The sequence below is a fragment of the Catellatospora chokoriensis genome (assembly GCF_011297315.1).
Lineage (GTDB): Bacteria > Actinomycetota > Actinomycetes > Mycobacteriales > Micromonosporaceae > Catellatospora > Catellatospora citrea.
In genome coordinates, this window is the sequence record NZ_JAAOTI010000010.1 from 24,592 (window position 1) to 49,492 (window position 24,901).

27 protein-coding genes, 1 pseudogene and 1 riboswitch are annotated in these 24,901 nt (G+C 71.3%); of the genes and pseudogenes, 24 read left to right on the forward strand and 4 right to left on the reverse strand.

What is annotated here, in order from left to right:
- Positions 1-58 precede the first annotated feature (58 nt).
- From HAV39_RS16305 to HAV39_RS16320, 4 genes are all read left to right on the forward strand, one after another.
- Positions 59-361 carry a DUF4229 domain-containing protein gene (locus HAV39_RS16305; RefSeq protein ID WP_191840080.1) on the forward strand — a complete coding sequence of 101 codons (303 nt, stop codon included), beginning with the start codon at positions 59-61 and terminating at the stop codon, positions 359-361.
- Between the two features lie 84 nt (positions 362-445).
- A riboswitch (cobalamin riboswitch) is annotated at positions 446-510 on the forward strand.
- A 129-nt stretch (positions 511-639) separates the two neighbouring features.
- Positions 640-1,557, forward strand: coding sequence for an ABC transporter substrate-binding protein (locus tag HAV39_RS16310; protein ID WP_191840259.1), 918 nt, complete (start codon positions 640-642; stop codon positions 1,555-1,557).
- A gap of 1 nt (position 1,558) precedes the next feature.
- Positions 1,559-2,587, forward strand: coding sequence for a FecCD family ABC transporter permease (locus HAV39_RS16315; protein WP_191840081.1), 1,029 nt, complete (start codon positions 1,559-1,561; stop codon positions 2,585-2,587).
- Complete coding sequence (locus tag HAV39_RS16320; RefSeq protein ID WP_191840082.1) at positions 2,587-3,354, forward strand: ABC transporter ATP-binding protein; 768 nt, start codon at positions 2,587-2,589, stop codon at positions 3,352-3,354. Before HAV39_RS16315 ends, HAV39_RS16320 begins: the two co-directional genes overlap by 1 nt.
- Here HAV39_RS16320 and HAV39_RS16325 read toward each other — a convergent pair.
- A complete protein-coding gene (locus tag HAV39_RS16325) occupies positions 3,347-4,666 on the reverse strand; it encodes an aminotransferase class V-fold PLP-dependent enzyme (RefSeq protein ID WP_191840083.1) in 1,320 nt (439 codons plus the stop codon). The genes HAV39_RS16320 and HAV39_RS16325 overlap by 8 nt on opposite strands.
- Before the next feature lie 124 nt (positions 4,667-4,790).
- Between HAV39_RS16325 and HAV39_RS16330 the strand changes: the two genes are divergently transcribed.
- Both HAV39_RS16330 and HAV39_RS16335 read left to right on the forward strand, forming a co-directional pair.
- The gene (locus tag HAV39_RS16330; RefSeq protein WP_191840084.1) at positions 4,791-4,967 is read left to right on the forward strand and encodes a hypothetical protein; all 177 of its coding nucleotides are present in this window, start codon (positions 4,791-4,793) and stop codon (positions 4,965-4,967) included.
- Complete coding sequence (locus HAV39_RS16335) at positions 4,964-5,161, forward strand: hypothetical protein (RefSeq protein ID WP_191840085.1); 198 nt, start codon at positions 4,964-4,966, stop codon at positions 5,159-5,161. The genes HAV39_RS16330 and HAV39_RS16335 overlap by 4 nt, the downstream gene beginning before the upstream one ends.
- 62 nt (positions 5,162-5,223) lie before the next feature.
- Here HAV39_RS16335 and HAV39_RS16340 read toward each other — a convergent pair whose 3' ends face one another.
- Entirely contained in the window at positions 5,224-7,323 is a 2,100-nt protein-coding gene (locus tag HAV39_RS16340; protein ID WP_191840086.1) for a HelD family protein, read from the reverse strand.
- Between the two features lie 133 nt (positions 7,324-7,456).
- Between HAV39_RS16340 and HAV39_RS16345 the strand changes: the two genes are divergently transcribed.
- Together HAV39_RS16345 and HAV39_RS16350 are read left to right on the forward strand one after the other, a co-directional pair.
- On the forward strand, positions 7,457-8,026 hold the full coding sequence (locus HAV39_RS16345; protein ID WP_239120655.1) for an ArsR/SmtB family transcription factor: 570 nt from the start codon (positions 7,457-7,459) through the stop codon (positions 8,024-8,026).
- Between the two features lie 75 nt (positions 8,027-8,101).
- A complete protein-coding gene (locus HAV39_RS16350) occupies positions 8,102-8,950 on the forward strand; it encodes a menaquinone biosynthetic enzyme MqnA/MqnD family protein (RefSeq protein ID WP_373311789.1) in 849 nt (282 codons plus the stop codon).
- 1 nt (position 8,951) lies between these two features.
- Here the strand turns inward: HAV39_RS16350 and HAV39_RS16355 are convergent, their stop codons facing one another.
- Together HAV39_RS16355 and HAV39_RS16360 are read right to left on the reverse strand one after the other, a co-directional pair.
- On the reverse strand, positions 8,952-9,896 hold the full coding sequence (locus tag HAV39_RS16355; RefSeq protein ID WP_191840087.1) for a serine hydrolase: 945 nt from the start codon (positions 9,894-9,896) through the stop codon (positions 8,952-8,954).
- A 51-nt stretch (positions 9,897-9,947) separates the two neighbouring features.
- Positions 9,948-10,964 (reverse strand): hypothetical protein, encoded by a 1,017-nt coding sequence (locus HAV39_RS16360; protein WP_191840088.1) that lies wholly within the window; start codon positions 10,962-10,964, stop codon positions 9,948-9,950.
- Between the two features lie 223 nt (positions 10,965-11,187).
- Between HAV39_RS16360 and paaA the strand changes: the two genes are divergently transcribed.
- The 16 genes and pseudogenes from paaA (at position 11,188) to nuoF (ending at position 24,901) form a co-directional block, all read left to right on the forward strand.
- Complete coding sequence (gene paaA / locus HAV39_RS16365; protein ID WP_191840089.1) at positions 11,188-12,210, forward strand: 1,2-phenylacetyl-CoA epoxidase subunit PaaA; 1,023 nt, start codon at positions 11,188-11,190, stop codon at positions 12,208-12,210.
- Between the two features lie 64 nt (positions 12,211-12,274).
- A complete protein-coding gene (gene paaB, locus HAV39_RS16370; protein ID WP_155388353.1) occupies positions 12,275-12,559 on the forward strand; it encodes a 1,2-phenylacetyl-CoA epoxidase subunit PaaB in 285 nt (94 codons plus the stop codon).
- Positions 12,560-12,623: 64 nt separating this feature from the next.
- The gene (gene paaC, locus HAV39_RS16375) at positions 12,624-13,328 is read left to right on the forward strand and encodes a 1,2-phenylacetyl-CoA epoxidase subunit PaaC (RefSeq protein ID WP_191840090.1); all 705 of its coding nucleotides are present in this window, start codon (positions 12,624-12,626) and stop codon (positions 13,326-13,328) included.
- 28 nt (positions 13,329-13,356) lie between these two features.
- Complete coding sequence (gene paaD, locus HAV39_RS16380; protein WP_191840091.1) at positions 13,357-13,833, forward strand: 1,2-phenylacetyl-CoA epoxidase subunit PaaD; 477 nt, start codon at positions 13,357-13,359, stop codon at positions 13,831-13,833.
- Between the two features lie 10 nt (positions 13,834-13,843).
- Positions 13,844-14,893 carry a 2Fe-2S iron-sulfur cluster-binding protein gene (locus HAV39_RS16385; RefSeq protein WP_191840092.1) on the forward strand — a complete coding sequence of 350 codons (1,050 nt, stop codon included), beginning with the start codon at positions 13,844-13,846 and terminating at the stop codon, positions 14,891-14,893.
- Positions 14,894-15,080: 187 nt separating this feature from the next.
- Positions 15,081-16,271 (forward strand): cyclic dehypoxanthinyl futalosine synthase, encoded by a 1,191-nt coding sequence (gene mqnC / locus HAV39_RS16390; RefSeq protein ID WP_120317838.1) that lies wholly within the window; start codon positions 15,081-15,083, stop codon positions 16,269-16,271.
- A 162-nt stretch (positions 16,272-16,433) separates the two neighbouring features.
- A complete protein-coding gene (locus tag HAV39_RS16395) occupies positions 16,434-17,249 on the forward strand; it encodes a hypothetical protein (RefSeq protein ID WP_191840093.1) in 816 nt (271 codons plus the stop codon).
- A gap of 54 nt (positions 17,250-17,303) precedes the next feature.
- Entirely contained in the window at positions 17,304-17,999 is a 696-nt protein-coding gene (locus tag HAV39_RS16400) for a demethylmenaquinone methyltransferase (protein ID WP_191840094.1), read from the forward strand.
- Between the two features lie 49 nt (positions 18,000-18,048).
- Positions 18,049-18,270, forward strand: coding sequence for a hypothetical protein (locus HAV39_RS16405; protein ID WP_191840095.1), 222 nt, complete (start codon positions 18,049-18,051; stop codon positions 18,268-18,270).
- A 187-nt stretch (positions 18,271-18,457) separates the two neighbouring features.
- Entirely contained in the window at positions 18,458-19,726 is a 1,269-nt protein-coding gene (locus tag HAV39_RS16410; RefSeq protein ID WP_191840096.1) for a geranylgeranyl reductase family protein, read from the forward strand.
- Positions 19,727-19,805: 79 nt separating this feature from the next.
- Positions 19,806-20,174 carry an NADH-quinone oxidoreductase subunit A gene (locus HAV39_RS16415; protein ID WP_120317842.1) on the forward strand — a complete coding sequence of 123 codons (369 nt, stop codon included), beginning with the start codon at positions 19,806-19,808 and terminating at the stop codon, positions 20,172-20,174.
- Position 20,175: 1 nt separating this feature from the next.
- Complete coding sequence (locus tag HAV39_RS16420; RefSeq protein ID WP_120317843.1) at positions 20,176-20,832, forward strand: NuoB/complex I 20 kDa subunit family protein; 657 nt, start codon at positions 20,176-20,178, stop codon at positions 20,830-20,832.
- Positions 20,833-20,905: 73 nt separating this feature from the next.
- Positions 20,906-21,547, forward strand: a complete 642-nt coding sequence (locus tag HAV39_RS16425; protein ID WP_191840097.1) for an NADH-quinone oxidoreductase subunit C — start codon at positions 20,906-20,908, stop codon at positions 21,545-21,547.
- Positions 21,544-22,869: an NADH-quinone oxidoreductase subunit D gene (locus HAV39_RS16430; RefSeq protein ID WP_191840098.1), complete on the forward strand. Its 1,326-nt coding sequence runs from the start codon at positions 21,544-21,546 to the stop codon at positions 22,867-22,869. Before HAV39_RS16425 ends, HAV39_RS16430 begins: the two co-directional genes overlap by 4 nt.
- A 17-nt stretch (positions 22,870-22,886) precedes the next feature.
- Positions 22,887-23,558, forward strand: a pseudogene (gene nuoE, locus HAV39_RS16435) (NADH-quinone oxidoreductase subunit NuoE); the annotation flags it as partial.
- A 26-nt stretch (positions 23,559-23,584) separates the two neighbouring features.
- On the forward strand, positions 23,585-24,901 hold the full coding sequence (gene nuoF, locus HAV39_RS16440; RefSeq protein ID WP_191840099.1) for an NADH-quinone oxidoreductase subunit NuoF: 1,317 nt from the start codon (positions 23,585-23,587) through the stop codon (positions 24,899-24,901).

The window sequence follows — 24,901 nt, forward strand, 5'->3', positions numbered from 1 at the left end:
CCCGCTGCCCGAGCGGGGCTGACCGAGCACCGGCGGCTTCGGCGGCTACCCTGGACCGGTGAGTCCTGCTGTCAAGTACACGCTCGCCAGGCTGGTCCTCTTCCTGGCCGTCTTCGCCGCCCTGTGGTTCGTGCCGAACCTGAGCCTGCTGCTCAAGCTGATGATCGCGATTCTGGTCTCGGCCGCGGCTAGCTGGTTCCTCCTGCGCAACCTCCGTGACGACGTGACCGCCCAGGTCGAGAGCGCGGTGGACCGCCGCAAGGCCGAGAAGGACCGGCTGCGCGCCGCCCTGGCCGGCGAGACCGAGCCCGCCGAAGACGCGCCCGCCGCCGTCGAAGAGGTTCACAAGACCCAGGCGTGATGAGCCTGCGCACATCCTCCACTCCGCGTCGCGAGCATCGGCCCGGGTGTGTATTAGCGTGTCGCCTGACTGTCCCGCAGCGAAGCCGGTGCGAACCCGGCGCTGTCCCGCAACTGTGATCCCACCCGTTCTCGGGTGGGCGAGCCAGGTCGCCTGCGGCAGTCGCGAACAACGCTCTCGAGGAAGGGCGTCTCGCGGACCGGGCTGCCCCACCTGATCGGGCCCTGTCGGCGAAGGACCTGCCTCGACCGATAGGAGGATCAGTGCGTACCCGTTTCCTGTCCCGCCGCGCCGTCGGCGTGCTCGCCGCCGCCGGCCTCGTGGCCGCGCTCGCGGCCTGCGCGACCAACGATCCGGCGACCCCTGCCCCGTCCGGCGCCGCCGCGGCGTACCCGGTGACCGTCGGCTCGGTGACCCTGCCCGCGCAGCCGGTGAAGATCGTGTCGCTGTCGCCGACCACCACCGAGATGCTCTTCGCGATCGGCGCCGGCGGCCAGGTCGTGGCCGTCGACGACAACTCGAACTTCCCGGCGAACGCGCCGAAGACCGAGCTGTCCGGCTTCCAGCCCAACGCCGAGGCCGTCGCGGCCAAGAGCCCCGACCTGGTCGTGCTCAGCACCGACAGCAACAACGTGGTGGCTCAGCTGACCACCCTGAAGATCCCGGTGTACGTGGCCCCGGCCGCGGTCACCCTGGAGGACACCTACCAGCAGCTCGCCGAGCTGGGTGAGCTGACCGGGCACAAGGCCGAGGCCACCGCGCTCGCCGGGCAGACGAAGGACGACATCGCCAAGCTGGTCAAGGACCTGCCGAAGCGCGCGACGCCGCTGTCCTACTACTACGAGCTGGACCCGACGCTGTACTCGGTGACCTCGAAGACCTTCATCGGCTCGCTGTTCGAGCTGGCCGGCCTGAAGAACGTGGCCGACGCCGCCGACACCAAGGGCAGCGGATACCCGCAGCTCACCGCCGAGTCGCTGGTCAAGTCGAACCCCGACCTGATCTTCCTGGCCGACACCAAGTGCTGCAAGCAGGACCTGGCCGCGGTGCAGGCGCGGGCCGGCTGGGCCGGGATGACCGCCGTCAGCAAGGGCCAGGTCATCGCGCTGGACGACGACATCGCCTCGCGCTGGGGCCCGCGTGTCGTCGACCTGATCCGGGCGATCGTCGACGCCGCGAACAAGGTCCCGGCCTGACGTGACGACGCTGCGACCGGCACGGCTGCGTCCCGGGTGGCTCGCCGCCGGGTTCGGGGCCGTGCTGGTCGCGCTCGTCGCCGGGGTCGCCCTGGGCCCGGTGACGCTGCCGCCCGGCTCGGTCGCGGCGGAACTGCTCAACCTGATCCCCGGCGTGGACCTGCCGTCGGGGCTGAACGAGCGCGAGATCGCCATCATCACCGAGCTGCGGCTGCCGCGGGTGGTGCTGGGCCTGCTGGTCGGCGCGATGCTGTCCCTGGCCGGCGGCTGCTACCAGGGCGTCTTCCGCAACCCGCTGGCCGACCCCTACCTGCTGGGCGTCGCCGCGGGCGCCGGGCTCGGCGCGACCATGGCGATCGCGTTCCGGGCCGGACCGTTCCTGCCGCTGGCCGCGTTCGCCGGGGCCGGGATCGCGGTCGTGGTCACCTACCTGCTCGGGGTGGCCGGTGGCCGGGACCGCTCGTCGGCGACGCTGATCCTGGCCGGGGTGGCCGTGTCGAGTTTCCTCGCCGCGATCCAGACCTACCTGCTGCAACGCAACGTCGACACCATCCGTGAGGTGTACTCCTGGCTGCTCGGGCGGCTGGCCACCAACGGCTGGCACGAGGTGACGCTGCTGCTGCCGTACGCGGTGGTCACCACGATCGTGGTGCTGGCCCTGCGCCGGGAGCTCGACGTGCTCAGCGTCGGCGACACCGAGGCGGCGAGCCTGGGCCTGCACCCGCAGCGGTCCCGGATGATCCTGCTGGCCGCGGCCTCGCTGGGCACCGCCGCCGCGGTCGCCGTGTCCGGCCTGATCGGCTTCGTCGGCATCATCGTGCCGCACGTGGTGCGGCTGCTGGCCGGCGGCTCGTACCGGTCGATCCTGCCGCTGTCGCTGCTGTTCGGCGCGGCTTTCCTGGCCCTGGCGGATCTCGCCGCGCGCACATTGATCGCCCCGGGCGAGCTGCCGATCGGGGTGGTCACGGCGTTCTTCGGCGCGCCGTTCTTCATCCTGGTGCTGCGTACGACCCGGCGGGTGAGCGTCTGATGCTGGCCGTCGAGGGCCTCCGGGTGCGGCTGGGCGACGCCGCGGTCCTGCACGGCGTGGACCTGACCGTGGCCTCCGGCGAGTGGGTCACCGTGATCGGTCCCAACGGCGCGGGCAAGTCGACCCTGCTGCGGGCCGTGGGCGGCGCGGTGCCGAGCCACGGAAAGATCATCATCGACGGTACGCCGACCGGCGCGCTGCCGCGCCGTCGCCGCGCCCAGCTGGTCGCCACGGTCGCCCAGCAGCCCGTGGTGCCGCCCGGCATGCGGGTCCTGGACTACGTGCTGCTCGGGCGCACGCCCTACATCGCCCCGCTGGGCCGCGAGTCGGCGCAGGATCTGTCCATCGTGGAGCAGGTGCTCGACTCCCTCGAACTGCGCCGCTTCACCGGGCGCGAGCTGGAGACGCTGTCCGGCGGCGAGCGCCAGCGGGTGTTCCTGGCCCGTGCGCTGGCCCAAGGTGCGCCGCTGCTGCTGCTCGACGAGCCCACCTCGGCCCTGGACATCGGCCACCAGCAGGAGGTGCTGGAGCTGGTCGACCGGCTGCGCCGGGAACGCGCGCTGACCGTGCTGGCCACCATGCACGACCTGTCCGTGGCTGGCGAGTACGCCGACCGGCTGGTGCTGCTGGCCGAGGGCCGGATCGCCGCCGACGGCCCGCCCGCGCAGGTGCTGACCGAGGAGCTGCTCGCGCGGCACTACCGCGCCCGGGTCCGGGTCATCGCGGGCGAGTTCGGCCCGATCGTCGTCCCCGTGCGGGTCAACTGATCTCGCGTACCGCCGCGACCGCCCGGTCCACGTCCGCCTCGTTCGTGACGATGCTCGTCCCGAACCGCAGGTAGGACGGGTTGTACGGGGTGGTGCTGGTGATGATGTCCTTGGCCGCCAGCATGGACACCGCTGCCGCCGGGCTCATCGACTTCAGCTCGCAGCAGACCAGTCCCGCGCTCAGTTCGGGAGCCTTCGGCGTGATCACCTTGACGCCGTCGATCCCGGACAGGCCTTCCTTGAGCCGGGTCGCCAGCTCGGTGGTGCGCCGCGCGACACGGCTGCGGGTCAGCGCGGCGTGGAAGTCGAACGCCTGCTCCACCGCCCACTGGTGCTCGAAGTTGTGATAGCCGCCCGGCGACGCCGACGGCGCGGGCAGCGCCGGGTCGAAACCCAGCCAGTGCGCGAAACCGGCCTGCTCGAACGTGGGGATGGCGGGCCGGAACCTGGCCCAGGCGTCGGGGCGGCCCCAGACCAGGCCCGTGCCACGCGGCCCGAACAGCCACTTGTGGCATCCCGAGACGAGGAAGTCGCAGCCCAGGTCGACGGCGCTCGCGTCGACCGCGCCGAAGCCGTGCACGCCGTCCACGCACAGTAGCGCCCGGCGGTCCGGGGGCAGGTCACGGTTGTGCGCGGCGAGTGCGTCGGCGATCGCCCGGATCGGCATCCGCAACCCGGTGCTGGAGTGCACCCAGGTCACCGCGACCACCCGGGTGGCCGGGGTGAGCGACTTGGCAAGGGTCTGCGCGATCTGGTCGGCGCTCGCCGTGGCGGGCTCGGCGAACAGCCGCACCTTGCGCACCGTCACGCCGTCGCGGGCCGCGCGCAGCCGCAGCGACTCGTGCGTGGAGTAGAAGTCGTGCTCGGTGGTCAGCACCTCGTCGCCGGGCCGCAGCGCGATCCCGCCGTAGAGCAGGCCGAGCCCCATCGTGGTCGAGTCGGTGAAGTACACCTGGTCGCCGGACCCGCCGAGGTACTTGCCGGCCGCCAGGTGCAGCCGCTGCCGCGCGTTCTCCTCCTGGGCGTGCAGGTAGCCGACCGTGTCCCGGTCCAGGCCCTCGCGGTGCCTTGCGATCGCCGACCGCACGTCGGCCGGCGGACTGGCGAACACGAACGCGGCGAACTGCGCCTTGGCCGTGTCCAGCAGGAACTGGTGCCGCACGCTGTCCCAGTCGCCGGGGTCCAGCGGGCCGGGAGAGGGTTTCGGCGCCTCCACGACGGGGTCGGCGTCGCATGCCGACAGTGCGCCCAGCGCGGCGGTGGCGGTCAATCCACCCAGCAGCCCCCGACGGCTGACAGAAAGCTCACCCATCGACCTATCGGACCACGCCCGCCGTCAGTCCGCTATCGGAAACAGGGCGGGTCCCTAACGCGCGGAGCGGACCACCTGGTCGATGAAGTCGCTAGGCTTGCGCTGTTCCTGGGGAGGTGATGGCTTGGACGAGAACCGCGTGAAAGACGAGTTCGCGCGCATCGAACTGGTCGCACGCATGCACCGCGATCGCGAAATGATCAAGCAGTATGAGATTGGACTGGAATTTCGTCGTGGGCGAGTAGGGGATGACCAATACGAGCTGGGCAAGCTTGACGAGAGGCTGGAGGTCGAGCAATGACCGTGGATGAGCACATCGCGGCGCTTCATGCGTTCATGCGTGCTGATCACGAGGAGTACATCGCCCAGGTCCGTGGCTGGGCGGAGAGCGCTGAAGCAGATGGACATGTCGCCGCCGCCCGGCAGCACCGGGCGCATGTCGGCAGGCTGGAGGCCATGGACAAGCCATGGGAGGCCAGTCCTCGCCCCGCTTAGCGGCCGCATGACGTGATGACGAGTGCCCCGCACGGTCGATCGTGCGGGGCACTTGTCTGTCGTCAGGCGCGCAGGGGTTCCGGGAGGGGTTCGGTGTGCAGGACGATGAGGCTGGTGACGGCGCGGGTGAGGGCGACGTAGAGGCGATGCAGGCCGCGGGGCTCGGCGGCGACGATGGCGGCGGGTTCGCAGACGATCACGTGGTCGTACTCCAGGCCCTTGACCATCGTCGCGGGCACGACGGTGAGGCGGCCGTCGCCGTCCAGGTCGGACGGTTCGAGGCCGGCCGCGAGCAGGGCGTCGAGCACCGCGCGCGCCGCCGCGTCGGCGGCGATGACGCCGACCGAGCCCTCGCGGGTCAGCGCGGTCCGAGCCGCGGCGACCACGTCGGCGGACTCGGTGATCTCCAGCGAGCCGTCGCGGCGCAGCGAGCGGGCCGGCGGCACCGCCACGTCGAGGGCGGGCAGCAGCCGGTTGGCCAGTGCCACGACCGCGGCGGGGACCCGGAAGCCGGTGCTCAGCGGCACGATGCGGCCGTCAGGGCGGCCCAGGTGGCCGAGCAGGTCGCGCCAGTCGCGGGCGGCCCACGGGGTGGTGCCCTGGGCGAGGTCGCCGAGCACGGTCAGCGAGCCGTGGCCGGTGCGCCGGGCCAGCGCCCGCGCCTGCATCGGGGACAGGTCCTGCGCCTCGTCGATGACGATGTGCCCGAAGCCCGCCGGCCGGTCGAGCAGGCCGGCGACCTCGTCGGCGAGCACCGCGTCGGCCGCGGTCCACGGCGCGCTGCGCAGGCTGCGCGGCGGCTTGGCCCAGTGCAGCAGCTCCTGCTCCTCGGGGGTCAGCAGCCCGTCGGCCGCGCGGCCGCGCGCCTCGGCGTCGGTGTAGAGGTCGGCCAGCAGCTGCTGCGGGGTGACCGCGGGCCAGCAGTGGTCCAGCAGCTCCGCCACGGCCTTGACCTTGCCCATCTTGCGCAGCCAGGAGTCCGGCGGGGAGTCGCCGCGGCGGGCCTCGGACTGCCGCTGCAGCAGCCCCACCACGCGGGCGCGCACCCGCTCCCGGCCCAGCGCGTACGGCGGCTGCTCGCGGCGCACCTCGTCGACGACCCGGCGCAGCACGCCCTCGTCGACGCGCCAGCGGTAGGAGCCGTCCGAGACGGTGATCGGGCCGGTGGGTCGGGCGATCCGGGCCCACAGCGCGCGGTGCAGCACCTGTGCCATGCGCTGGTCGTGCTTGAGGGTGGCGGCCGCGACGCCGTCCTCGGCGCGCACCGGCAGCTGGTCGAGCAGTTCGGCCACGGTCGCCTGGGACACCTCCAGCTCGCCGAGCGCGGGCAGCACCGCGGAGATGTAGTGCAGGAACGCCCGGTTCGGCCCGATGATCAGCACGCCGGACCGGCGCAGCCGCTCGCGGTGCAGGTAGACCAGGTACGCGGCGCGGTGCAGGCCGACCGCGGTCTTGCCGGTGCCGGGCGCGCCCTGTACGCAGATGGTGTCCTCCAGGTCGGCGCGGACCAGTTCGTCCTGCTCGGGCTGGATGGTCGCGACGATGTCGCGCATCGGGCCGACGCGGGGGCGTTCGATCTCGGCGGTGAGGATGGCGCTGCCGGTGCCCAGCTCCTGGCCGTGGTCGAGGTGCTCGTCCTCGAAGCTGGTCAGCACCGTGCTGCCACCGGCCGCGGCGGGCGACCAGCCGAACCGTCGGCGCACCGCCACATCCTGCGGGTCGCGGGCGCTGGCCTGGTAGAACCGGCGCGACATGGGCGCGCGCCAGTCGAGCACCAGCGGCTCGCCGACGGCGTCGGAGACGTGGCGGCGGCCGATGTGCCAGCGCTCGGCCTCGCCGGCGGCCCGGCCCGGCGGGGCTGCTGGACGGCGGCCCGCCGACGGTTCCCCGCCGGCGGTGGCCATGGTCAGTTTGCCGAAGAACAGCGGCACGGCGGGGTCGTCGGACAGTTCCTTGATGCGCTGCGCCATCTGCCGGCCCAGCTGCTCGGCGGTGTACGCGTCGCCGGCGACCTGGTCGCCGACGGTGAACAGCTGCTCGGCCCGCTCGCGCATGGCCTTCAACGCGGCGCGCGAGGTGGTGAGGTGGGCGCGTTCGGCGGTCAGCTCGTCGGCGGTCGGTGCGGCGGGGGTCTCGTGGGCGGTCGGAGTTACGGCGGTCATGGCCGTCCTCTCGGGTGAGAAAGATCGGCCGCCCGGCGCTGCGCTCGAAGATAAGCGCTGTCGGCAGTGCCCTTCGCAATCGACCGACCATGGTAGCTGTCATCGACGGGCGGTCACGTGATTTTCTTTACCGGTGAGCTCCGAGGGACTGCTGAAGATCACCGACCCGTCGGTGATGCGGGCGCTGGCGCACCCAGCCCGTATTGCGATCATGGATCATCTCTCCGCCACCGGTGAGGACGCGACGGCCACCGAGTGCGCGGAGATGGTCGGTCTGTCCCCCAGCGCGACCAGCTACCACCTTCGGGCGCTGGCCAAGGCGGGGCTGATCGAGGATGCGCCGAGCAGGGGCGACGGCCGGGAACGGGTGTGGCGGGCCCGCACCCGCGGCTGGTCACTGGAGATCGGGCCGGACGGTGGCTCCGACGCCCGCGCGGCCGAGAGCGCCGTGGCCGGGGTCTTCCTGGCCCAGGGCGACGAACGCGTGCGGCGCTGGCTGTCGCGTTCGCACGAGGAGACGACGCAGTGGTTCGACGCCGCGCTGATGAGCGAGTTCGGCATCGTCATCACCGCCGACGAGCTGACCGCGCTCACCCACCAGATGGCCGGGCTGCTGGAGCCGTATAAGGTGAGCAAGCGCCAGGAGGTGCCCGCCGACGCACGGCGCGTCACCTGTCAGATACGTGCGGTGCCGGTGGACTGACCGGCGAGCCTCACAGGTCACACCTTCCGCGGGCATCGCCCGAACCGTCGCCCGCGGCAGGTAGGCTCCCTGATCATGAACGCGGTGCAGCGTCCCCGGGTAGGGCACATCCAGTTCCTGAACTGTCTCCCGATCTACTGGGGACTGATGCGCTCAGGCGCCCTGATCGACGTCGAGTTGCACAAGGACACGCCCGACCGGCTCAGCGAGGCGCTCGTCGCCGGCGACCTGGACATCGGTCCGATCTCGCTGGTGGAATACCTGCGCCATGCGGACGAGCTGCTGCTGCTGCCCGACCTCGCGGTCGGCTCGGACGGCCCGGTGCTGTCGGTCAACGTCGTCTCCACCAAGCCGCTGGACGAGCTCGACGGCACGAAGGTCGCGCTGGGCAGCACCTCGCGCACCAGCGTGCTGCTGGCGCAGATGCTGCTGCTGGAGCGCTACGGCGCGCGCCCCGACTACTTCACCTGCCCGCCCGACCTGACGCAGATGCTGCTGGAGGCCGACGCGGCCGTGCTCATCGGCGACACGGCGCTGCGTGCGCTGTTCGAGGCGCCCAAGCGCGGGCTCGCCGTCACCGACCTGGGCCAGGCGTGGCGCGAGTGGACCGGCCTGCCGATGGTGTTCGCGGTGTGGGCGGTCCGGCGCGATTTCGCCGCCGCGCACCCCGGCCTGGTCAAGGACGTGCACCAGGCGTTCCTGCGCTCGCGCGACCTGTGCGTGGACAACCTGGACGAGGTCGCCGCGTCGGCGGCCCGCTGGGAGCCCTTCGACGCCGCCACGCTCGCCTCGTACTTCCGCGTGCTGGACTTCTCGCTGGGCGGCCGGCAGATCAACGGCCTGCGCGAGTTCGCCCGCCGGGCCGCGCTGGCGGGCCGGGCCCCGGCCCTGCCCGAGGGCGGCCCGGAGTTCATGGAGTTGTAGCTCAGACCAGCTCGGTCTTGGTGCGCAGCTGGGTGGCGACGGACTTGGCGATCTCGCCGCCGTGCGTCCAGGCGGTGCTCAGCGGGAACCGCGTCAGCACGGCCATGGTCCAGTCGTCGCCCAGGGCCATGCAGTTGACGTTCCACTCCTTGGTGGCCTGGCGGTCGACCCAGCCGTTCTTGATGGCGATGCGGGACTGCTCCGCGGCCGGGAACGCCTTGCGGATGCCGAAGTTGCCGGTGCCGCGCACCGCCCGCATCTCGCCGACGAGGTAGCTGGTCCACGTGGGCCCGGCCGCCTTGCCGCTGCCGATGGCGTGCGCGATGCGGCAGGTGTCGCGGGCGGACAGCCGGGTGGTGCTCCAGCCGTCGCCCGCCTTGGAGTCGGTCAGCCCGCAGACGTCGATCAGGCGCGCGATCGTCGCCGAGCGGCCCAGCTCCTCGTACAGCGTGGAGGCGGGGCCGTTGGCGCTGTCGCGGATCATCGTGCGGATCTCGTTCATCCGCGTCGTGCTCGGGGTCTGCCCGGCCTCGGCCGCGCGGCGCAGGTAGTCCGCGGCCAGCCACGCCTTGATCATCGAGGCGGTCATGTTGGTCTGGTTGAAGTTCGACGAACCGACGATCTTGCCGGTCTTCCGGTCCATCAGCGCCCAGCTCCACCAGGCGCTGGTCTGCACGCTGACCAATGCCCCCGGGTTGGGGGCGGCCAGCACGTCCACGGCGCCCTGCTCCACGCCCGGCGGGCCGGGCTGGACCGGCATGCTGCGCGCGACCGCGGACTCCGGGCTCGCGGCGGCGCTGGGCGACGCGGCGGGATCCTGCCAGCTGGCGGCGACGGCAGGGTCGCCGCTGCCGCGACCGGCCAGCCAGAAACCGCCGCCGGCCAGCGCGGCCAGTCCAGCGGCGCCGGTCAGCAGGGCGCGGCGACGGGTGAACAGCTCTGTCATGAGGGGGAGCTCCGGGGGTAGCGGGGCGCGGAGGGGTGGTCCGCCGGAAGGTCAGGTCGCCGGTGGCGTCACCAGCTGTCGCGCCACGTCGGCGCACACGTCGGCCCCGTACTGCAGGCCGTTCTCGACGGGGTAGCGGGTCATCACGTTCATGATCCAGTCGTCGCTGATGGCGAGGCAGTTCAGGTGCCAGTTGCCGTCGGCGCCGATGGCCGTCCAGCCGTTCTTGATGGCGAGGGTGCGAGCGAGGGTGTCGGGTACGCCGTCGATGATGCCCCACCGGCCGCCGCCCGTCGTCGCGAACTGCTCCGCGGGGGCGGTGGAACCGGTGACCTGGCGCATCTCGGAGAGCACCCACGAGGTCCACGACGGGCCGGCCGCCGTGCCGTCGGCGACGCACTGCGCCAGCCGGACCGCGTCCCGGGGCGACATCTGGGTGCGGCTCCACCACTGGTCGAACAGTGTGGTCTCGGTCAGTCCGCAGATGTCGATCATCCGCTGCACGACCTCGTTGCCGCCGCCGGCCAGGTAGAGGGCCTGCGCGGCGCCGTCATCGGAGTGCCTGATCGCGGCACTGGCCTGGGCCAGCTCCTGCGGGGTCACCGTCTGCGCGGACTCGGCGGCGCGGCGCAGGTGGTCGGCGACCAGCCACACCTTGATCATCGACTCGGTGCTGCTGGTCTGCGTGGCGTTGCGGGACGCGACGATCTCGCCGGTACGCCGGTCGAGCATGGCGTAGCCGATGAAGTCGCCGGTGAAGGCCAGGTTGACCCGGCCCGCGGTGAGCGAGCGGGTCGGCCGGTCCGCCGCCCGCGAGGCGGCGTGCCGGCTCGCGGCGTCGGCGGTCGGCGACGCGGCTTTCGTGTTCGGGACGGGCGCGGCGGCGGCCTGGGGGACCGCGCCGGGCACGGCGGTCGGGGCCGGGGTCGGCGGGGTGCCCGCGGCTTCTGCGCTCACCTGGACATTCTGCGAGCCGGTGAGGGCCGTGGCGGCGGTAGGGGCCACCAGCGCGAGGACCAGTACGCCGAGCGCGGTCGTCGCGGCGGTGAGAGGTGTGCGGCGGCGCATATGGGGGTGCTCCCGTTGACGGCATTGTCGTGGGTCGCCCGGGTATGGGGTGGTCCCGGATTGGCAGCAACGGTAGGTCGTACCTGCGGGGGCTGCCATTTCCGAGTCTTGCTCACGCTCATTCCGAGTGCCGGCAGTGATGCAGGTCACGGCGGGGCGGCCGCGGGGCGGCTGGTTGTGACAGTTGTTGCGCCGATACGCGCAAAGCTGTAACACTGGCCGCATGGAGACCGGTATGCCAGGGGTTGCTGGCGCGGAGAGGCTGCTCGGCGAGGTCGAGGAGGCCGAGGCCGCGCTGCGTGAGGCCGCCGAGCGGGCGCTGGACGGCGAGGCGTCGTTCGACGCGGTGATCGCCGCCGATCAGAAGATCGAGCCGCGCGACGCCATGCCCGACGCGTACCGGGCGGGGCTGATCCGTCAGATCGCCCAGCACGCGCACTCCGAGATCATCGGCATGCAGCCCGAGGGCAACTGGATCAGCCGCGCCCCCTCGCTGCGGCGCAAGGCGATCCTGCTGGCCAAGGTGCAGGACGAGGCCGGGCATGGGCTCTACCTCTACGCCGCCGCCGAGACGCTCGGCGTCAGCCGCCAGGAACTCGACACGGCGCTGCTGACTGGTAAGCAGAAGTACAGCTCGATCTTCAACTACCCCACGCTCGGCTGGGCCGACGTGGGCGCGATCGGCTGGCTGGTGGACGGGGCCGCGATCGTGAACCAGGTGCCGCTGTGCCGCTGCTCGTACGGACCGTACGCGCGCGCCATGATCCGGGTGTGCAAGGAGGAGTCCTTCCACCAGCGCCAGGGCTACCAGTCGCTGTACGTGCTGGCGCAGGGCACGCCGGAGCAGCGGGCCATGGCGCAGGACGCGGTGGACCGGTGGTGGTACCCGTCGCTGGCGATGTTCGGCCCGCCGGACGCGGACTCCACGCACTCCGCGCAGTCGATGGCGTGGAAGGTCAAGCGCTTCTCCAACGACGAGCTGCGCCAGCGCTTCGTCGACATGTGCGTGCCGCAGGCGGAGATCCTCGGCCTGACGCTGCCCGACCCGGACCTGAAGTGGAACGAGGAGCGCGGCCACTACGACTACACCTCGCCCGATTTCGACGAGCTGATGCGCGTGGTCAAGGGCGACGGCCCCTGCAACCGCCAGCGGCTGGCGCACCGCAACCGGGCGCACGAGGACGGCGCCTGGGTGCGCGAGGCGGCCGCGGCATACGCGGCTAAGAACAGGAAGGCAGTGGCGTGAGCGAGCGCAGCGAGCGAACCATGAGCGCGGCGACCGCCCGCGACGAGCGAAGCGAGGAGTGGGCGTGACCAGCGACGTTCCTCTGTGGGAGGTGTTCGTCCGGCCTCGGCGCGGGCTGTCCCACACCCACGCCGGCAGCCTGCACGCGCCGGACGCGGACATGGCCCTGCGCCACGCGCGTGACCTCTACACCCGCCGCCAGGAGGGCGTCTCCATCTGGGTGGTGCCCGCCACGGAGATCACCGCGTCGAGCCCGGACGAGAAGGACTCCTTCTTCGACCCGGCCGCCGACAAGATCTACCGGCACCCGACGTTCTACGAGCTGCCCGAGGGGGTGGCCCACCTGTGAGCGAGCGCAGCGAGCGAACGATGGGCGCGGTGCCCGCCGGTGACGAGCGAAGCGAGGAGCGGGCGTGAGCGAGCTTGCCGAGCACACTGGCGTCGAGCTGCTGGCCCTTGGGGACGACGCCCTGATCGCGGCGCAGCGGCTGGCCGAGTGGGTGTCGCGCGCGCCCACGCTGGAGGAGGACGTGGCGCTGGCCAACATCGCCCTCGACCAGCTCGGCGCGGCCCGGATGCTGCTGGCCACCGCGGGCGACGAGGACGAGCTGGCCTACCGGCGGGACGACCACGGGTTCCGCAACTGCCTGCTGGCCGAACTGCCGCTCGGGCCGGCCCGCGGCGACCTGGACTTCGGCTGGACGATGACCTGGCTGCTCATGCTGTCGGCGGCGCAGCTGCTGCGCTACACCGACCTCGCGGCGGGCGCCGACGAGCAGGCGGCGGGCATCGGGGCGAAGGCGGTCAAGGAGTCGACCTACCACCTCGACCACGCCACGCAGTGGATGCTGCGGCTGGGCGGCGGCACCGAGCAGTCGCACCGCCGGGTGGAGGAGGCCGTGGACGGGCTCTGGCCGTACGGCCACGAGCTGACCGAGGGCATCCGCGACCGCTGGCTGGCGATCGTCGAGCCGGTGCTGGCCGAGGCGGGGCTGACCAGGCCCGCCGACCGCTGGCGGCCCGACGGCGGCCGTGCCGGGCGGCACACCGAGCACCTGAGCTATCTGCTGGCCGAGATGCAGTCGCTGCACCGGGCACACCCCGGAGCGCAGTGGTGAGCAGCCTCGGCGCGGGAGGGCGGCCGTGATGACGACGACGCGGACGGAGATCGCGGAGATCGCCGGTGCGGTGCCCGATCCGGAGCTGCGCGTGGTGACCATCGGCGAGCTGGGCATCGTGCGCGGGGCCGAGACGGCCGAGGACGGCCGGGTGGTCGTGACGATCACGCCGACGTACTCCGGCTGCCCGGCGATGGACGCGATCCGTGACGACATCCGGGCCGCGCTGGCCGGGGCCGGGTTCGCCGACGTCGAGGTCAGGACCGTGCTCAGCCCGGCCTGGTCCACCGACATGATCACCGAGTCGGGCTGGGCGGCGCTGGAGCGCACCGGTATCGCGGCGCCGGGGGCGTCCGGCACGCCGGCCTGCCCGCGCTGCGCGCACGCGCACGGCGGGCAGCCCACGCCGGTGCTGCAGATCAGCCGGTACGCCTCGACGCCCTGCCAGAGCCTGTGGAGCTGCCGCTCCTGCCTGGAACCCTTCAACGCGATCAAGAAACTGTGAGCACGCCGCTGTGAGCACGACTTTCCACGAGCTGACCGTCACCGCGGTGGAGCAGCTGACCCCGTCCGCGGTGGCGCTGACCTTCGCGGTCCCCGCCGAGCTGCGGCAGGCGTTCGCCTTCCGGCCGGGACAGCACGTCACCGTACGCCTGGACGACGAGCTGCGCCGCTCGTACTCCATCTGCTCGACGCCCGCGCAGCTGCGTGAGCGGGGCACGCTGACGATCGGCGTGAAGCGGGTGCCGGGCGGGGTCTTCTCGACCCGGGCACAGGCACTCGCGGCGGGCGAGACGCTGCCGGTGCTGCCGCCGCTGGGCCGCTTCACCACCGAGCTGGACCCGGCCCGCACCCGCCGCTACGGCGCGATCGTGGCGGGGTCGGGGATCACGCCGGTGCTGTCGCTGGTGTCGGCGGCGCTGGAGACCGAGCCGGGCAGCACCTTCGCGGTGCTCTGCGGCAACCGCAGCGGCGCCGAGGTGATGTTCGCCGACGTGCTGGCCGACCTGAAGGACCGCTTCCCCGGGCGCCTGCAGCTGGTGCACGTGCTGTCGCGGGAGATGCAGCCCAGCGAGCTGCTCTCCGGCCGGCTGGATGCGGACCGGGTGACCGCGCTGCTCAAGGAGTTCGAGCTGGCGCAGGTGCAGGAGTGGTTCCTGTGCGGCCCGCTGGGCGTGGTGCGCGCGGCCCGTGAGGCGCTGGCCGCGGTGGACGCGACCGGCAAGGTGCACGTCGAGCTGTTCCACGCCGAGGAGGTCGCGCCCCCGGTCGTCGACGTGGCGGGCGGCGACGTGGAGGTCTCCATCGTCCTGGACGGACGGTCGACCGACTTCACCATGGACCGCTCCGAGCGGGTGCTGGACGCCGCGCTGCGCCACCGCGGCGAGCTGCCGTACGCGTGCAAGGGAGGGGTCTGCTCGACCTGCCGCGCGAAGGTGGTCTCCGGCGCGGTGCAGATGGCCGCGAACTGGGCGCTGGAGCCCGACGAACTGGCCGCGGGATACGTGCTGACGTGCCAGTCGAGCCCCACGAGCGAGGAGCTGGTGCTCGACTTCGACGCGTGACGGGCAAAGCTGTCGTTTCCGGATCAGACCATGCGCAACAGACGCATGAGTCGTGGCCGCGAGGGCGATCGCGCAACGCCTGCGGTGGTGGTGTGCGGCCCGTCATCCCCGGTCACGGCCGGGGACGACGGGGCCTGTGACGGACCAGCCACATCCGGCACGGCGGCGACCCGATAGTCTCGGGGGCGTGACTGCGAACCGGGAGATCGACAGCATCGTGCAGCGGGCCGCGGACGGCGGCCGGATCAGCTCCGAGGAGGCGCTGCTGCTGTACACCGACGCGCCGTTCCACGCGCTCGGTGAGGCCGCGGACGCGGTGCGCCGTCGCCGCTACCCGGACGGCGTCGTCACGTACCTGATCGATCGCAACATCAACTACACCAACGTCTGCGTGACGGCGTGCAAGTTCTGCGCCTTCTACCGGGCCCCCAAGCACAGCGAGGGCTGGACCCACGACACCGCCGAGATCCTGCGCCGCTGCGGTGAGGCGGTCGAGCTCGGCGCGACCCAGGTGATGCTGCAGGGCGGCCACCACCCCGAGTACGGCGTGGACTACTACGAGACGCTGTTCGCCTCGGTGAAGCAGGCGTACCCGCAGCTCATGATCCACTCGATCGGGCCCAGCGAGATCCTGCACATGGCCAAGGTCTCCGGCGTCTCCATCGAGGAGGCCGTGGTCCGCATCAAGGCGGCCGGGCTCGACTCCATCGCGGGGGCCGGCGCGGAGATGCTGCCCGACCGCCCGCGCAAGGCGATCGCCCCGCTCAAGGAGTCGGGCGCGCGCTGGCTGGAGGTCATGGAGGTGGCGCACCGGCACGGCGTCGAGTCCACCGCGACCATGATGATGGGCACCGGCGAGACCAACGCCGAGCGCATCGAGCACCTCACCATGATCCGCGACGTGCAGGACCGCACCGGGGGCTTCCGGGCCTTCATCCCGTGGACCTACCAGCCCGAGAACAACCACCTCAAGGGGCGCACGCAGGCGACCTCGCTGGAGTACCTGCGCCTGATCGCGGTGGCCCGGCTCTTCTTCGACAACGTGGCGCACCTGCAGGCGTCCTGGCTGACCACCGGCAAGGACGTGGGCCAGGTCGCGCTGCACATGGGCGTGGACGACCTGGGCTCGATCATGCTGGAGGAGAACGTCATCTCCTCGGCGGGCGCCAAGCACCGCTCCAACCTGCACGACCTGGTCCAGCTCATCCGCACCGCGGGCCGCATCCCGGCGCAGCGCGACACGCTCTACCGGCACCTGCAGGTCCACTGGACCCCCGCCGACGACCCCACCGACGAGCGGGTCACCTCGCACTTCTCCTCCATCGCCATTGCCGGCGGCGGCGTCGGCAAGCAGCTCCCGCTGGTCGACGCTCGCTGACCGGCGGCAAGATCGCCGTTTCGGGTCAGAAAGTGCGGCCGTATCCCACTTTCTGACCCGAACTCGTGATCAATCCCACGCAGTGCGTGACTGATCGGCCTATGGGCCGCCCCCTGGATTCGCGGTTACCGTCCAGGGTTGGCGATTCGTGGGAGGACGGCGATGGAACGGCACGTGATCAGGCTCGCGGCGGTGCTGACGGCACTGCTGGCGGGGCTCGGGCTCGCCGCTTCTCCCGCGTGGGCCGCCGGATCGGATCTCGCGGTGCAGTCGGCGGACGGCCGCGAGGGCGACGTCGGGCAGATCGTGAGCGTGCCGATCGGCCTCGCCAACAGGGGCCCGGACCCGATCGGGGCGAAGCCGGTGACGGTGTCCTACCGGGCTCCGGCGGGTTCGGTGATCGTCCGGGCGAACGGCGCGACGAACTGCGTGTTCAACGTCGCCCGCACCACGGCGCGCTGCCAGCTCGGGGCCGATTGGCGGGCTGCCCTCACCCTCAAGCCCGGCGAGTTCGTCAACCGCGACCTCGACCTGCGGGTCGACCGCAAGATCACCGCTCCCGGTGCGGTCAGCGTGAGCTGCGGGTGCGATTCGAAGAAGTCGAACAACGCGACGAACATCGTGCTCAACGGCGTCACCAAGCCGATGCCGAGCACGTCGCCCAAGCCGTCCTCGAAGCCGTCGGCCTCCGCGTCGCCGTCGCCCGAGCCCTCGGCGACGCCGAGCGAGACGCCTGAGGCCACGGAGGAACCGTCCGCCGAGGAGTCGACGGAACCGGCCGTGGCCGAGCCGTCGGAGCCGCCGGCGTCCGGCAGCGCCACGCTGAGCGGGCTGATGCTGGTCGGCTTCGGCATCGTGCTGCTCGGCCTGGTCGGGCTGGGCGGCGCGGTGTACCTGTGGCGCATGCGCGCCGGTCGCGACGATGACGACGGCGACGGCGACGGTTACGACATGGACGCCACACAGGTGATCCGCTAGCGCAGTGTGGCGGCCGCCGCAGCGCGCCCGGACCGCGTTTGGCAGAGTGGCGCTGTGAGCCGCGCAGACCTGGATAAAGAGCCGTACGAGATCGCCGCCATGTTCGACGGCGTCGCGGAGAAGTACGACAAGACCAACTCCGTGCTGTCGTTCGGCCAGGACAAGGGCTGGCGCCGCGCCACCCGGGCCGCGCTGGGCCTCAAGCGCGGCGAGAAGGTGCTCGACCTGGGCGCGGGCACCGGTGTCTCCACCGAGGAGCTGGCCCGCTCGGGCGCGTACGTGGTCGGCGTCGACCTGTCCCTGGGCATGCTGGCGGTGGGCCGCCGCGACCGGCCGCACGTGCCGCTGGTCGCCGGCGACGCGCTCGCGCTGCCGTTCCCCGATCACACCTTCGACGCGGTGACCACGTCGTTCGTCATCCGCAACGTGGCGAACACCCCGGCCGCGCTGCGCGAGCTGGCCCGGGTCACCAAGCCGGGCGGCCGCCTGGTGATCTGCGAGTTCTCGCACCCCGTGAACGGCGCGTTCCGCACGGTGTACCTGCAGTACCTGATGCGCTCGCTGCCCGCGGTGGCCCGCAAGGTCTCCAGCAACCCCGAGGCGTACGTCTACCTCGCCGAGTCCATCCGGGCCTGGCCCAACCAGAACGAGTTCGCGAAGATCATTGGTGAGAACTCCTGGGCCCAGGTGAAGTACCGCAACCTGACCGGCGGGATCGTGGCGCTGCACCGGGCCGTCAAGCCCGCCTGATCCACGCGTTCGCCGGACACGGCGCGCCCCGCCGCCGCAGGATCGAACCATGCGGTACGACGAGAGCGCGGTCATCGGCGTCCTCGGCGGCGGTTACGGCGAGCCGCCGGTGCGCGTCGCCGAGCTGGAGGAGGCGGCCCGGCGCAGGTCGGCCGCCCGCCGGGCGACGCATCCCGTGCCGCCGCCCGCCCCGGATCCCGGCGTGCCCCCGGACCCGGATCCCGACGGGGCTCCTGAGCCGACCCCGGACCCCCAGCCCGGCCCGCCCTGACGCCGCCGCGGTCGGTCCGGCTCGCCTCGGTCCTGCTCGCGCTCTGGGAGCGCGGCCGGGCCGAATGTGCAGTTAGGTTCACCTAACCACTACGGGTCCTTGACGCAGTTCTAGACTGCTCGCCGGACTTGCTTGTGAAGACTTTCACGAGCCCCGAACGAGCGTTAAGGCCGAGGTGGAGGTGAGCATGACACCGACCGATGTCGATGCGGATGTGATCGTCGTTGGAGCCGGTCCCGGTGGCTCCGCCGCCGCCTATCACCTTGCCAAGCATGGTGCGAAGGTGCTGCTGCTGGAGAAGACCGAGTTCCCGCGGGAGAAGGTCTGCGGCGACGGACTGACCCCGCGCGCGGTCAAGCAGCTGATCGACATGGGCGTCGACGTGAGCCCCGAGGCCGGCTGGCTGCACAACAAGGGCCTGCGGGTCATCGGCGGCGGCGTCCGGCTGGAGCTGGACTGGCCCGACCTGGCGAGCTTCCCCGACTTCGGCCTGGTGCGCACGCGCATGGACTTCGACGACATGCTCGCCCAGCGCGCCGTCGCCGCAGGTGCCGACCTGCGCACCGGCCACAACGTCACCGGCCCGGTGCTGGACACCGACGGCCGCGTGGTCGGCGTCGAAGTGCGCACGCCCGACGGCGACAAGACGCTGCGCTCGCACCTCGTGGTGGCCGCCGACGGCGTGTCCGGCCGGTTCGCCCTCGCGCTGGGCATGGCCAAGCGCGAGGACCGGCCGATGGGCGTCGCGGTGCGCCGCTACTACCACTGTCCGGTCAAGGCCAACGACGACTACCTGGAGTCCTGGCTCGAACTGCGCAGCCGCGAGGCCGGCGCCGCGCAGCTGCCCGGCTACGGCTGGATCTTCGGGCTCGGCGACGGCCGGGTCAACGTCGGCCTGGGCGTGCTGAACTCCTCCAAGGCCTACCAGGCGACGAACTACCGCACCATGCTCACCGACTGGATCGGCAGCACCCCCGAGGAGTGGGGTCTGACCGAGGCCAACGCCGACGGCAAGATCCTCGGCGCGGCCCTGCCGATGGGGTTCAACCGCACGCCCCACTACACGCGGGGCATGATGCTGGTGGGCGACTCGGGCGGCATGGTCAACCCCTTCAACGGCGAGGGCATCGCGTACGCGATGGAGTCCGGCCAGCTGGCCGCCGAGGTCCTGATCCAGGCCCTGGCCCGCCCGGCGGGCCCGGCCCGGGAGCTGGCGCTGCAGGCGTACGCGAGCGAGCTCAAGCGCCGATTCGGCGGTTATTACCGAATCGGCGGGATCTTCGTGAAGCTGATCGGCAATCCGCAGATCATGAAGGTGGCGACGAAGCACGGGATGCCGCATCCCACGCTCATGCGGTTCGTGCTCAAGCTGCTGGCGAACCTCACCGATCCGCGGGGCGGCGACTCCATGGACCGGATCATCAATGCCATGTCCCGCGTGGCACCCGCGGTGTAGCGGGCCGCGGGGCGAGGATCATAATCCGAGCTGCAAGCAGGCGAAACACTAATCAACCGGGAAGAAAGGACGTAGGCAGGTGTCGCTCTCCGCGTACGTGCCCATCGTTGGGCTCTTCGCGCTGGCCGCGGCCTTCGGGCTTTTCTCGGTCACGGCCGCGCCCTTCATCGGACCCCGCCGCTTCAACAAGGCGAAGCTCGACGCCTACGAGTGCGGCATCGAGCCGACCCCGCAGCCGATCGGCGGCGGGCGCTTCCCGATCAAGTTCTACTTGACCGCGATGCTCTTCATCGTCTTCGACATCGAGATCATCTTCCTCTACCCCTGGGCCGTCACCTTCGACAACTTCCAGGGGTGGTTCGTCTTCGTCGAGATGCTTCTGTTCATCGGCACGGTGTTCATCGCGTACGCCTATGTGTGGCGTCGCGGTGGCCTGGATTGGGACTGACATGGGACTCGAAGAGAAGCTCCCCTCCGGGGTGCTGCTCACCACCGTTCAGGGGCTCGTCAACTGGACCCGTAAGGCCAGCTTCTGGCCGGCCACCTTCGGCCTGGCCTGCTGCGCCATCGAGATGATGGCCACCGGTGCGGCCCGATTCGACTCGGGCCGCTTCGGCATGGAGGTCTTCCGGGCGTCGCCCCGCCAGGCCGACCTGATGATCGTGGCCGGCCGGGTGAGCCAGAAGATGGCCCCGGTGCTGCGCCAGATCTACGACCAGATGCCCGACCCCAAGTGGGTGCTGTCGATGGGCGTCTGCGCCTCGTCGGGCGGCATGTTCAACAACTACGCGATCGTGCAGGGTGTGGACCACATCGTGCCCGTAGACATGTACCTGCCGGGCTGCCCGCCGCGGCCGGAGATGCTGCTCGACGCGATCCTCAAGCTGCACGACAAGATCCTCGCTGAGCCGCTGGGCGCCGGCGGCCGCAAGATGCTGGCCGCCAAGGAGGCCCGCGAGGGCAAGCCCGTGGTCGCCCCGGGTGCGATGCCGTCGAGCTACCGCTACAACAAGGCGCTGCGCGCCGAGTGGGAGCAGGCCGTCGCCGAGGGCCGCGAGGAGCAGCTGCGGATCACGAAGTGGATGGAGCGGGGGAACCACCGGTGAGTGAGCGGAGCGAGCGAACCATGTTGCAGTGCGCAGGCGCTCAGGCTGCCGGCGAGCGAAGCGAGGTGGCAGCATGAGCGCCACTCAGCCTGAAGGACTCTTTGGCGTCACCGGCACCGGTGACACCTCCGGCATGGGCGGCCTGGTCCGCAAGCGGCCGGTGCAGCTCGACGCGCAGCGGCCGTACGGCGGCTGGTACGACGAGGTCGTCGACGCGCTGGAGGAGGCCTACCCGGGCTTCTCCGACGCGATCGAGCGGGTCGTCATCGACCGCGGGGAGCTGACCCTGCACATCGTCCCGGCGAAGATCGCCGAGGTGTGCCAGATCCTGCGCGACGACCTGTCGCTGCGCTACGAGCTGTGCTCGTCGGTGTCCGGCGTGGACTACATCGCCGAGGAGCGCCGCCTGCACGTGGTGTACCACCTCACCTCGATGACCTACCGCCGCCGCATCCGCCTGGAGTGCGCGGTCACCGCGGCCGACCCGCACCTGCCCAGTGTGACCACGGTCTACCCGACCGCGGACTGGCAGGAGCGCGAGGCGTACGACATGTTCGGCGTGATCTTCGACGGCCACCCGAACCTGACCCGCATCCTCATGCCGGACGACTGGGACGGCCACCCGCAGCGCAAGGACTACCCGCTGGGCGGCGTGCCGGTCGAGTACAAGGGCGCCGAGATCCCGCCGCCCGACAGCCGGAGGGCATACCGATGAGCAACGCTGGTTACGCGCAGGAGCGCGAGACGACCGAGGGCAAGGTCTTCACGGTCACCGGCGGCGACTGGGACAGCATCGTCTCGGGCGTCGACCCGCTGCACGACGAGCGCATCGTCGTCAACATGGGTCCCCAGCACCCGTCCACGCACGGCGTGCTGCGCCTGGTGCTGGAGATGGAGGGCGAGACCGTCACCGAGGCCCGCCTCGTCGTCGGCTACCTGCACACGGGCATCGAGAAGAACATGGAGTACCGCACCTGGACGCAGGGCTCCACGTTCGTGACCCGGATGGACTACCTCGCCCCGATCTTCAACGAGACGGCGTACAGCCTCGCGGTGGAGAAGCTGCTGGGCATCGAGGACCAGGTCACCGAGCGCGCCAACACCATCCGCGTGCTGATGATGGAGCTCAACCGGATCTCCTCGCACCTGGTGTGGCTGGCGACCACCGGCATGGAGCTCGGCGCGCTGTCGATGATGATCTACGGCTTCCGCGAGCGTGAGTTCATCCTCGACATCTTCGAGATGATCACCGGTCTGCGGATGAACATGGCCTACGTGCGCCCGGGCGGCGTGTCGCAGGACGTGCCGGACACGGCGATCGTGAAGATCCGCGAGTTCCTCGACTTCATGCCCAAGCGGCTCAAGGAGTACGAGGACCTGCTGTCCGGCCAGCCGATCTGGACCGCGCGCACCAAGGGCGTCGCGGTGCTGGACGTGACCGGCTGCGTGGCGCTCGGCGTCACCGGCCCGGTGCTGCGCAGCTCGGGCCTGGCCTGGGACCTGCGCAAGACCATGCCGTACTGCGGTTACGAGACCTACGACTTCGAGGTGCCGACCCAGCCCGAGGGCGACGTGTTCGCGCGTTACCTGGTGCGCCTGGCCGAGATCCGGGAGTCGCTGAAGATCATCGAGCAGGCGCTGGACCGGCTCAAGCCCGGCCCGGTCATGGTCGAGGACCGGAAGATCGCCTGGCCCGCGCAGCTCGCGCTCGGCAACGACGGCCTGGGCAACTCGCTGGAGCACGTCGCGCACATCATGGGCCAGTCCATGGAGTCCCTGATCCACCACTTCAAGCTGGTCACCGAGGGCTTCCGGGTCCCGGCCGGCCAGGTGTACGTGCCGATCGAGGGTCCGCGCGGCGAGCTGGGCGCGCACGTGATCTCGGATGGGGGCACCCGGCCGTTCCGGGTGCACATGCGGGAGCCGAGCTTCGTGAACCTGCAGGCAATCCCGGCCATGGCCGAGGGTGGCCTGCTGGCAGATGTGATCGCGGGCGGGGCCAGCCTCGACCCGGTGATGGGTGGGTGTGACCGATGACAGCGCCGCAGAAGTCGGTGGACGTGTTCGACGAGAAGACCCGGGAGCTGGCGCGTGAGATCGTCGCGCGCTTCCCGGAGGGCAAGGAGCGCTCGGCACTGCTGCCGATGCTGCACCTGGTCCAGTCGGTCGAGGGCTACGTGTCCCCGGCCGGGGTCGCGTTCTGCGCCGAGCAGCTCAACCTGACCAAGGCCCAGGTCGGCGCGGTCGCGACCTTCTACACCATGTACAAGCGCCGCCCGACCGGCGAGTACCTGGTCAGCGTCTGCACCAACACCCTGTGCAACGTGCTCGGCGGGCAGGAGGTCTACGACACGCTGTCGGAGACCCTGGGCGTCGGCCACGACGAGACCACCGAGGACGGCAAGATCACGCTGGAGCACGCCGAGTGCCTCGCCGCGTGCGACTACGGCCCGGTGCTCACCGTCAACTACGACTTCTTCGACAACGTGACCCCGGCCAGCGCGCTTGACGTGGTCGGCAAGCTCAAGTCCGGGCAGCGGCCGATGCCGTCCCGCGGCGCCCGGCTGTGCTCGTTGAAGGAGACGGCGTTGCAGCTGGCGGGCTTCGCCGACGAGCGCGAGGGCGCGGTCGCCGACGGCCCGGCGGGCGACTCGACGCTGCGCGGCGTGCGTCTGGCGCAACAGCACGGGATCAGCCCGGCCGGTTTCGACATCAACACGCCCATCCCGACTCCCTCGAAGGAGGCGGCGAAGTGAGCACGCCCAGCGCGGCCACCCTGGCCAAGCTCACCCCGGTCCTCACCAAGCGCTGGCTGTCCCCCGACGCCTGGCGCCTCGACGTCTACGAGCGCCTGGACGGTTACGCCGCCCTGCGCAAGGCGCTGGCCGTGCACCCGGACGACCTGATCGCCCTGATCAAGGACTCCGGCCTGCGCGGTCGCGGCGGCGCGGGCTTCCCGACCGGGCTCAAGTGGGGCTTCATCCCGCAGAACGACGGCAAGCCGCACTACCTGGTCGTCAACGCCGACGAGGGCGAGCCGGGCACCTGCAAGGACCTGCCGCTGATGGCGCACGACCCGCACTCGCTGGTCGAGGGCGTCATCATCGCCTCGTACGCGATCCGCGCCAACCGCGCCTACATCTACATCCGCGGTGAGGCGGTGCACGCCGCGCGGCGGCTGCGCCACGCGGTGGCCGAGGCCTACAAGGCCGGCTACCTCGGCAAGAACATCCTGGGCAGCGGGTACGACCTCGACCTGGTGGTGCATTCCGGCGCGGGCGCGTACATCTGCGGCGAGGAGACGGCGCTGCTGGACTCGCTGGAGGGCTTCCGCGGCCAGCCGCGGCTGCGCCCGCCGTTCCCGGCGACGCACGGCCTCTACGCCAGCCCCACCGTCGTCAACAACGTGGGCACCATCGCCAGCGTGCCGTACATCGTGCTGGGCGGGGCCGCCTGGTGGAAGACGATGGGCACGGAGAAGTCGTCCGGCCCGATGATCTACTCGCTGTCCGGCCGGGTGAAGAACCCGGGCCAGTACGAGTGCTCGATGGGCATCACGCTGCGCGAGCTGATCGAGCTGGCCGGCGGCATGCAGGACGGCCACCAGCTGCGCTTCTGGACCCCGGGTGGTTCGTCGACGCCGCTGCTGACCGGCGACCACATCGACACCGCGATGGACTTCGAGTCCGTGGCCGCGGCCGGTTCCATCCTCGGCACCACCGCCGTCCAGCTCTTCAGCGACCAGGACTGCCCGGTCTACGCGACCTACCGGTGGCTGGAGTTCTACCACCACGAGTCGTGCGGCAAGTGCACCCCGTGCCGTGAGGGCAACTACTGGATGGTGCGGGTCTACCGGCGCATCCTCTCCGGCGAGGGCACGCTCGAGGACCTGGACACCCTGCTGGACACCGCTGCCAACATCCTGGGCCGTTCCTTCTGCGGTCTCGGCGACGGCGCGACCAGCCCGGTGACCTCCTCCCTGCAGTACTTCAAGCAGGACTACCTGGACTACATCGAGGGTCGCAAGGCGCCGAAGCTCAGCGCCCACGCCCTGGCAGGAGCGCACTGA

Bases quoted from the DNA above. Each gene is read 5' to 3' on its own strand.
- HAV39_RS16335 (WP_191840085.1), top strand. From the start codon at position 4,964: ATGACCGTGGATGAGCACATCGCGGCGCTTCATGCGTTCATGCGTGCT.
- HAV39_RS16425 (WP_191840097.1), top strand. From the start codon at position 20,906: ATGAGCGCCACTCAGCCTGAAGGACTCTTTGGCGTCACCGGCACCGGT.
- HAV39_RS16420 (WP_120317843.1), top strand. From the start codon at position 20,176: ATGGGACTCGAAGAGAAGCTCCCCTCCGGGGTGCTGCTCACCACCGTT.
- HAV39_RS16350 (WP_373311789.1), top strand. From the start codon at position 8,102: ATGAACGCGGTGCAGCGTCCCCGGGTAGGGCACATCCAGTTCCTGAAC.
- HAV39_RS16320 (WP_191840082.1), top strand. From the start codon at position 2,587: ATGCTGGCCGTCGAGGGCCTCCGGGTGCGGCTGGGCGACGCCGCGGTC.
- HAV39_RS16410 (WP_191840096.1), top strand. From the start codon at position 18,458: ATGACACCGACCGATGTCGATGCGGATGTGATCGTCGTTGGAGCCGGT.
- paaD (WP_191840091.1), top strand. From the start codon at position 13,357: ATGACGACGACGCGGACGGAGATCGCGGAGATCGCCGGTGCGGTGCCC.
- HAV39_RS16395 (WP_191840093.1), top strand. From the start codon at position 16,434: ATGGAACGGCACGTGATCAGGCTCGCGGCGGTGCTGACGGCACTGCTG.
- HAV39_RS16340 (WP_191840086.1), bottom strand. From the start codon at position 7,323: ATGACCGCCGTAACTCCGACCGCCCACGAGACCCCCGCCGCACCGACC.
- HAV39_RS16325 (WP_191840083.1), bottom strand. From the start codon at position 4,666: ATGGGTGAGCTTTCTGTCAGCCGTCGGGGGCTGCTGGGTGGATTGACC.
- HAV39_RS16355 (WP_191840087.1), bottom strand. From the start codon at position 9,896: ATGACAGAGCTGTTCACCCGTCGCCGCGCCCTGCTGACCGGCGCCGCT.
- HAV39_RS16405 (WP_191840095.1), top strand. From the start codon at position 18,049: ATGCGGTACGACGAGAGCGCGGTCATCGGCGTCCTCGGCGGCGGTTAC.
- paaA (WP_191840089.1), top strand. From the start codon at position 11,188: ATGGAGACCGGTATGCCAGGGGTTGCTGGCGCGGAGAGGCTGCTCGGC.
- HAV39_RS16360 (WP_191840088.1), bottom strand. From the start codon at position 10,964: ATGCGCCGCCGCACACCTCTCACCGCCGCGACGACCGCGCTCGGCGTA.
- HAV39_RS16430 (WP_191840098.1), top strand. From the start codon at position 21,544: ATGAGCAACGCTGGTTACGCGCAGGAGCGCGAGACGACCGAGGGCAAG.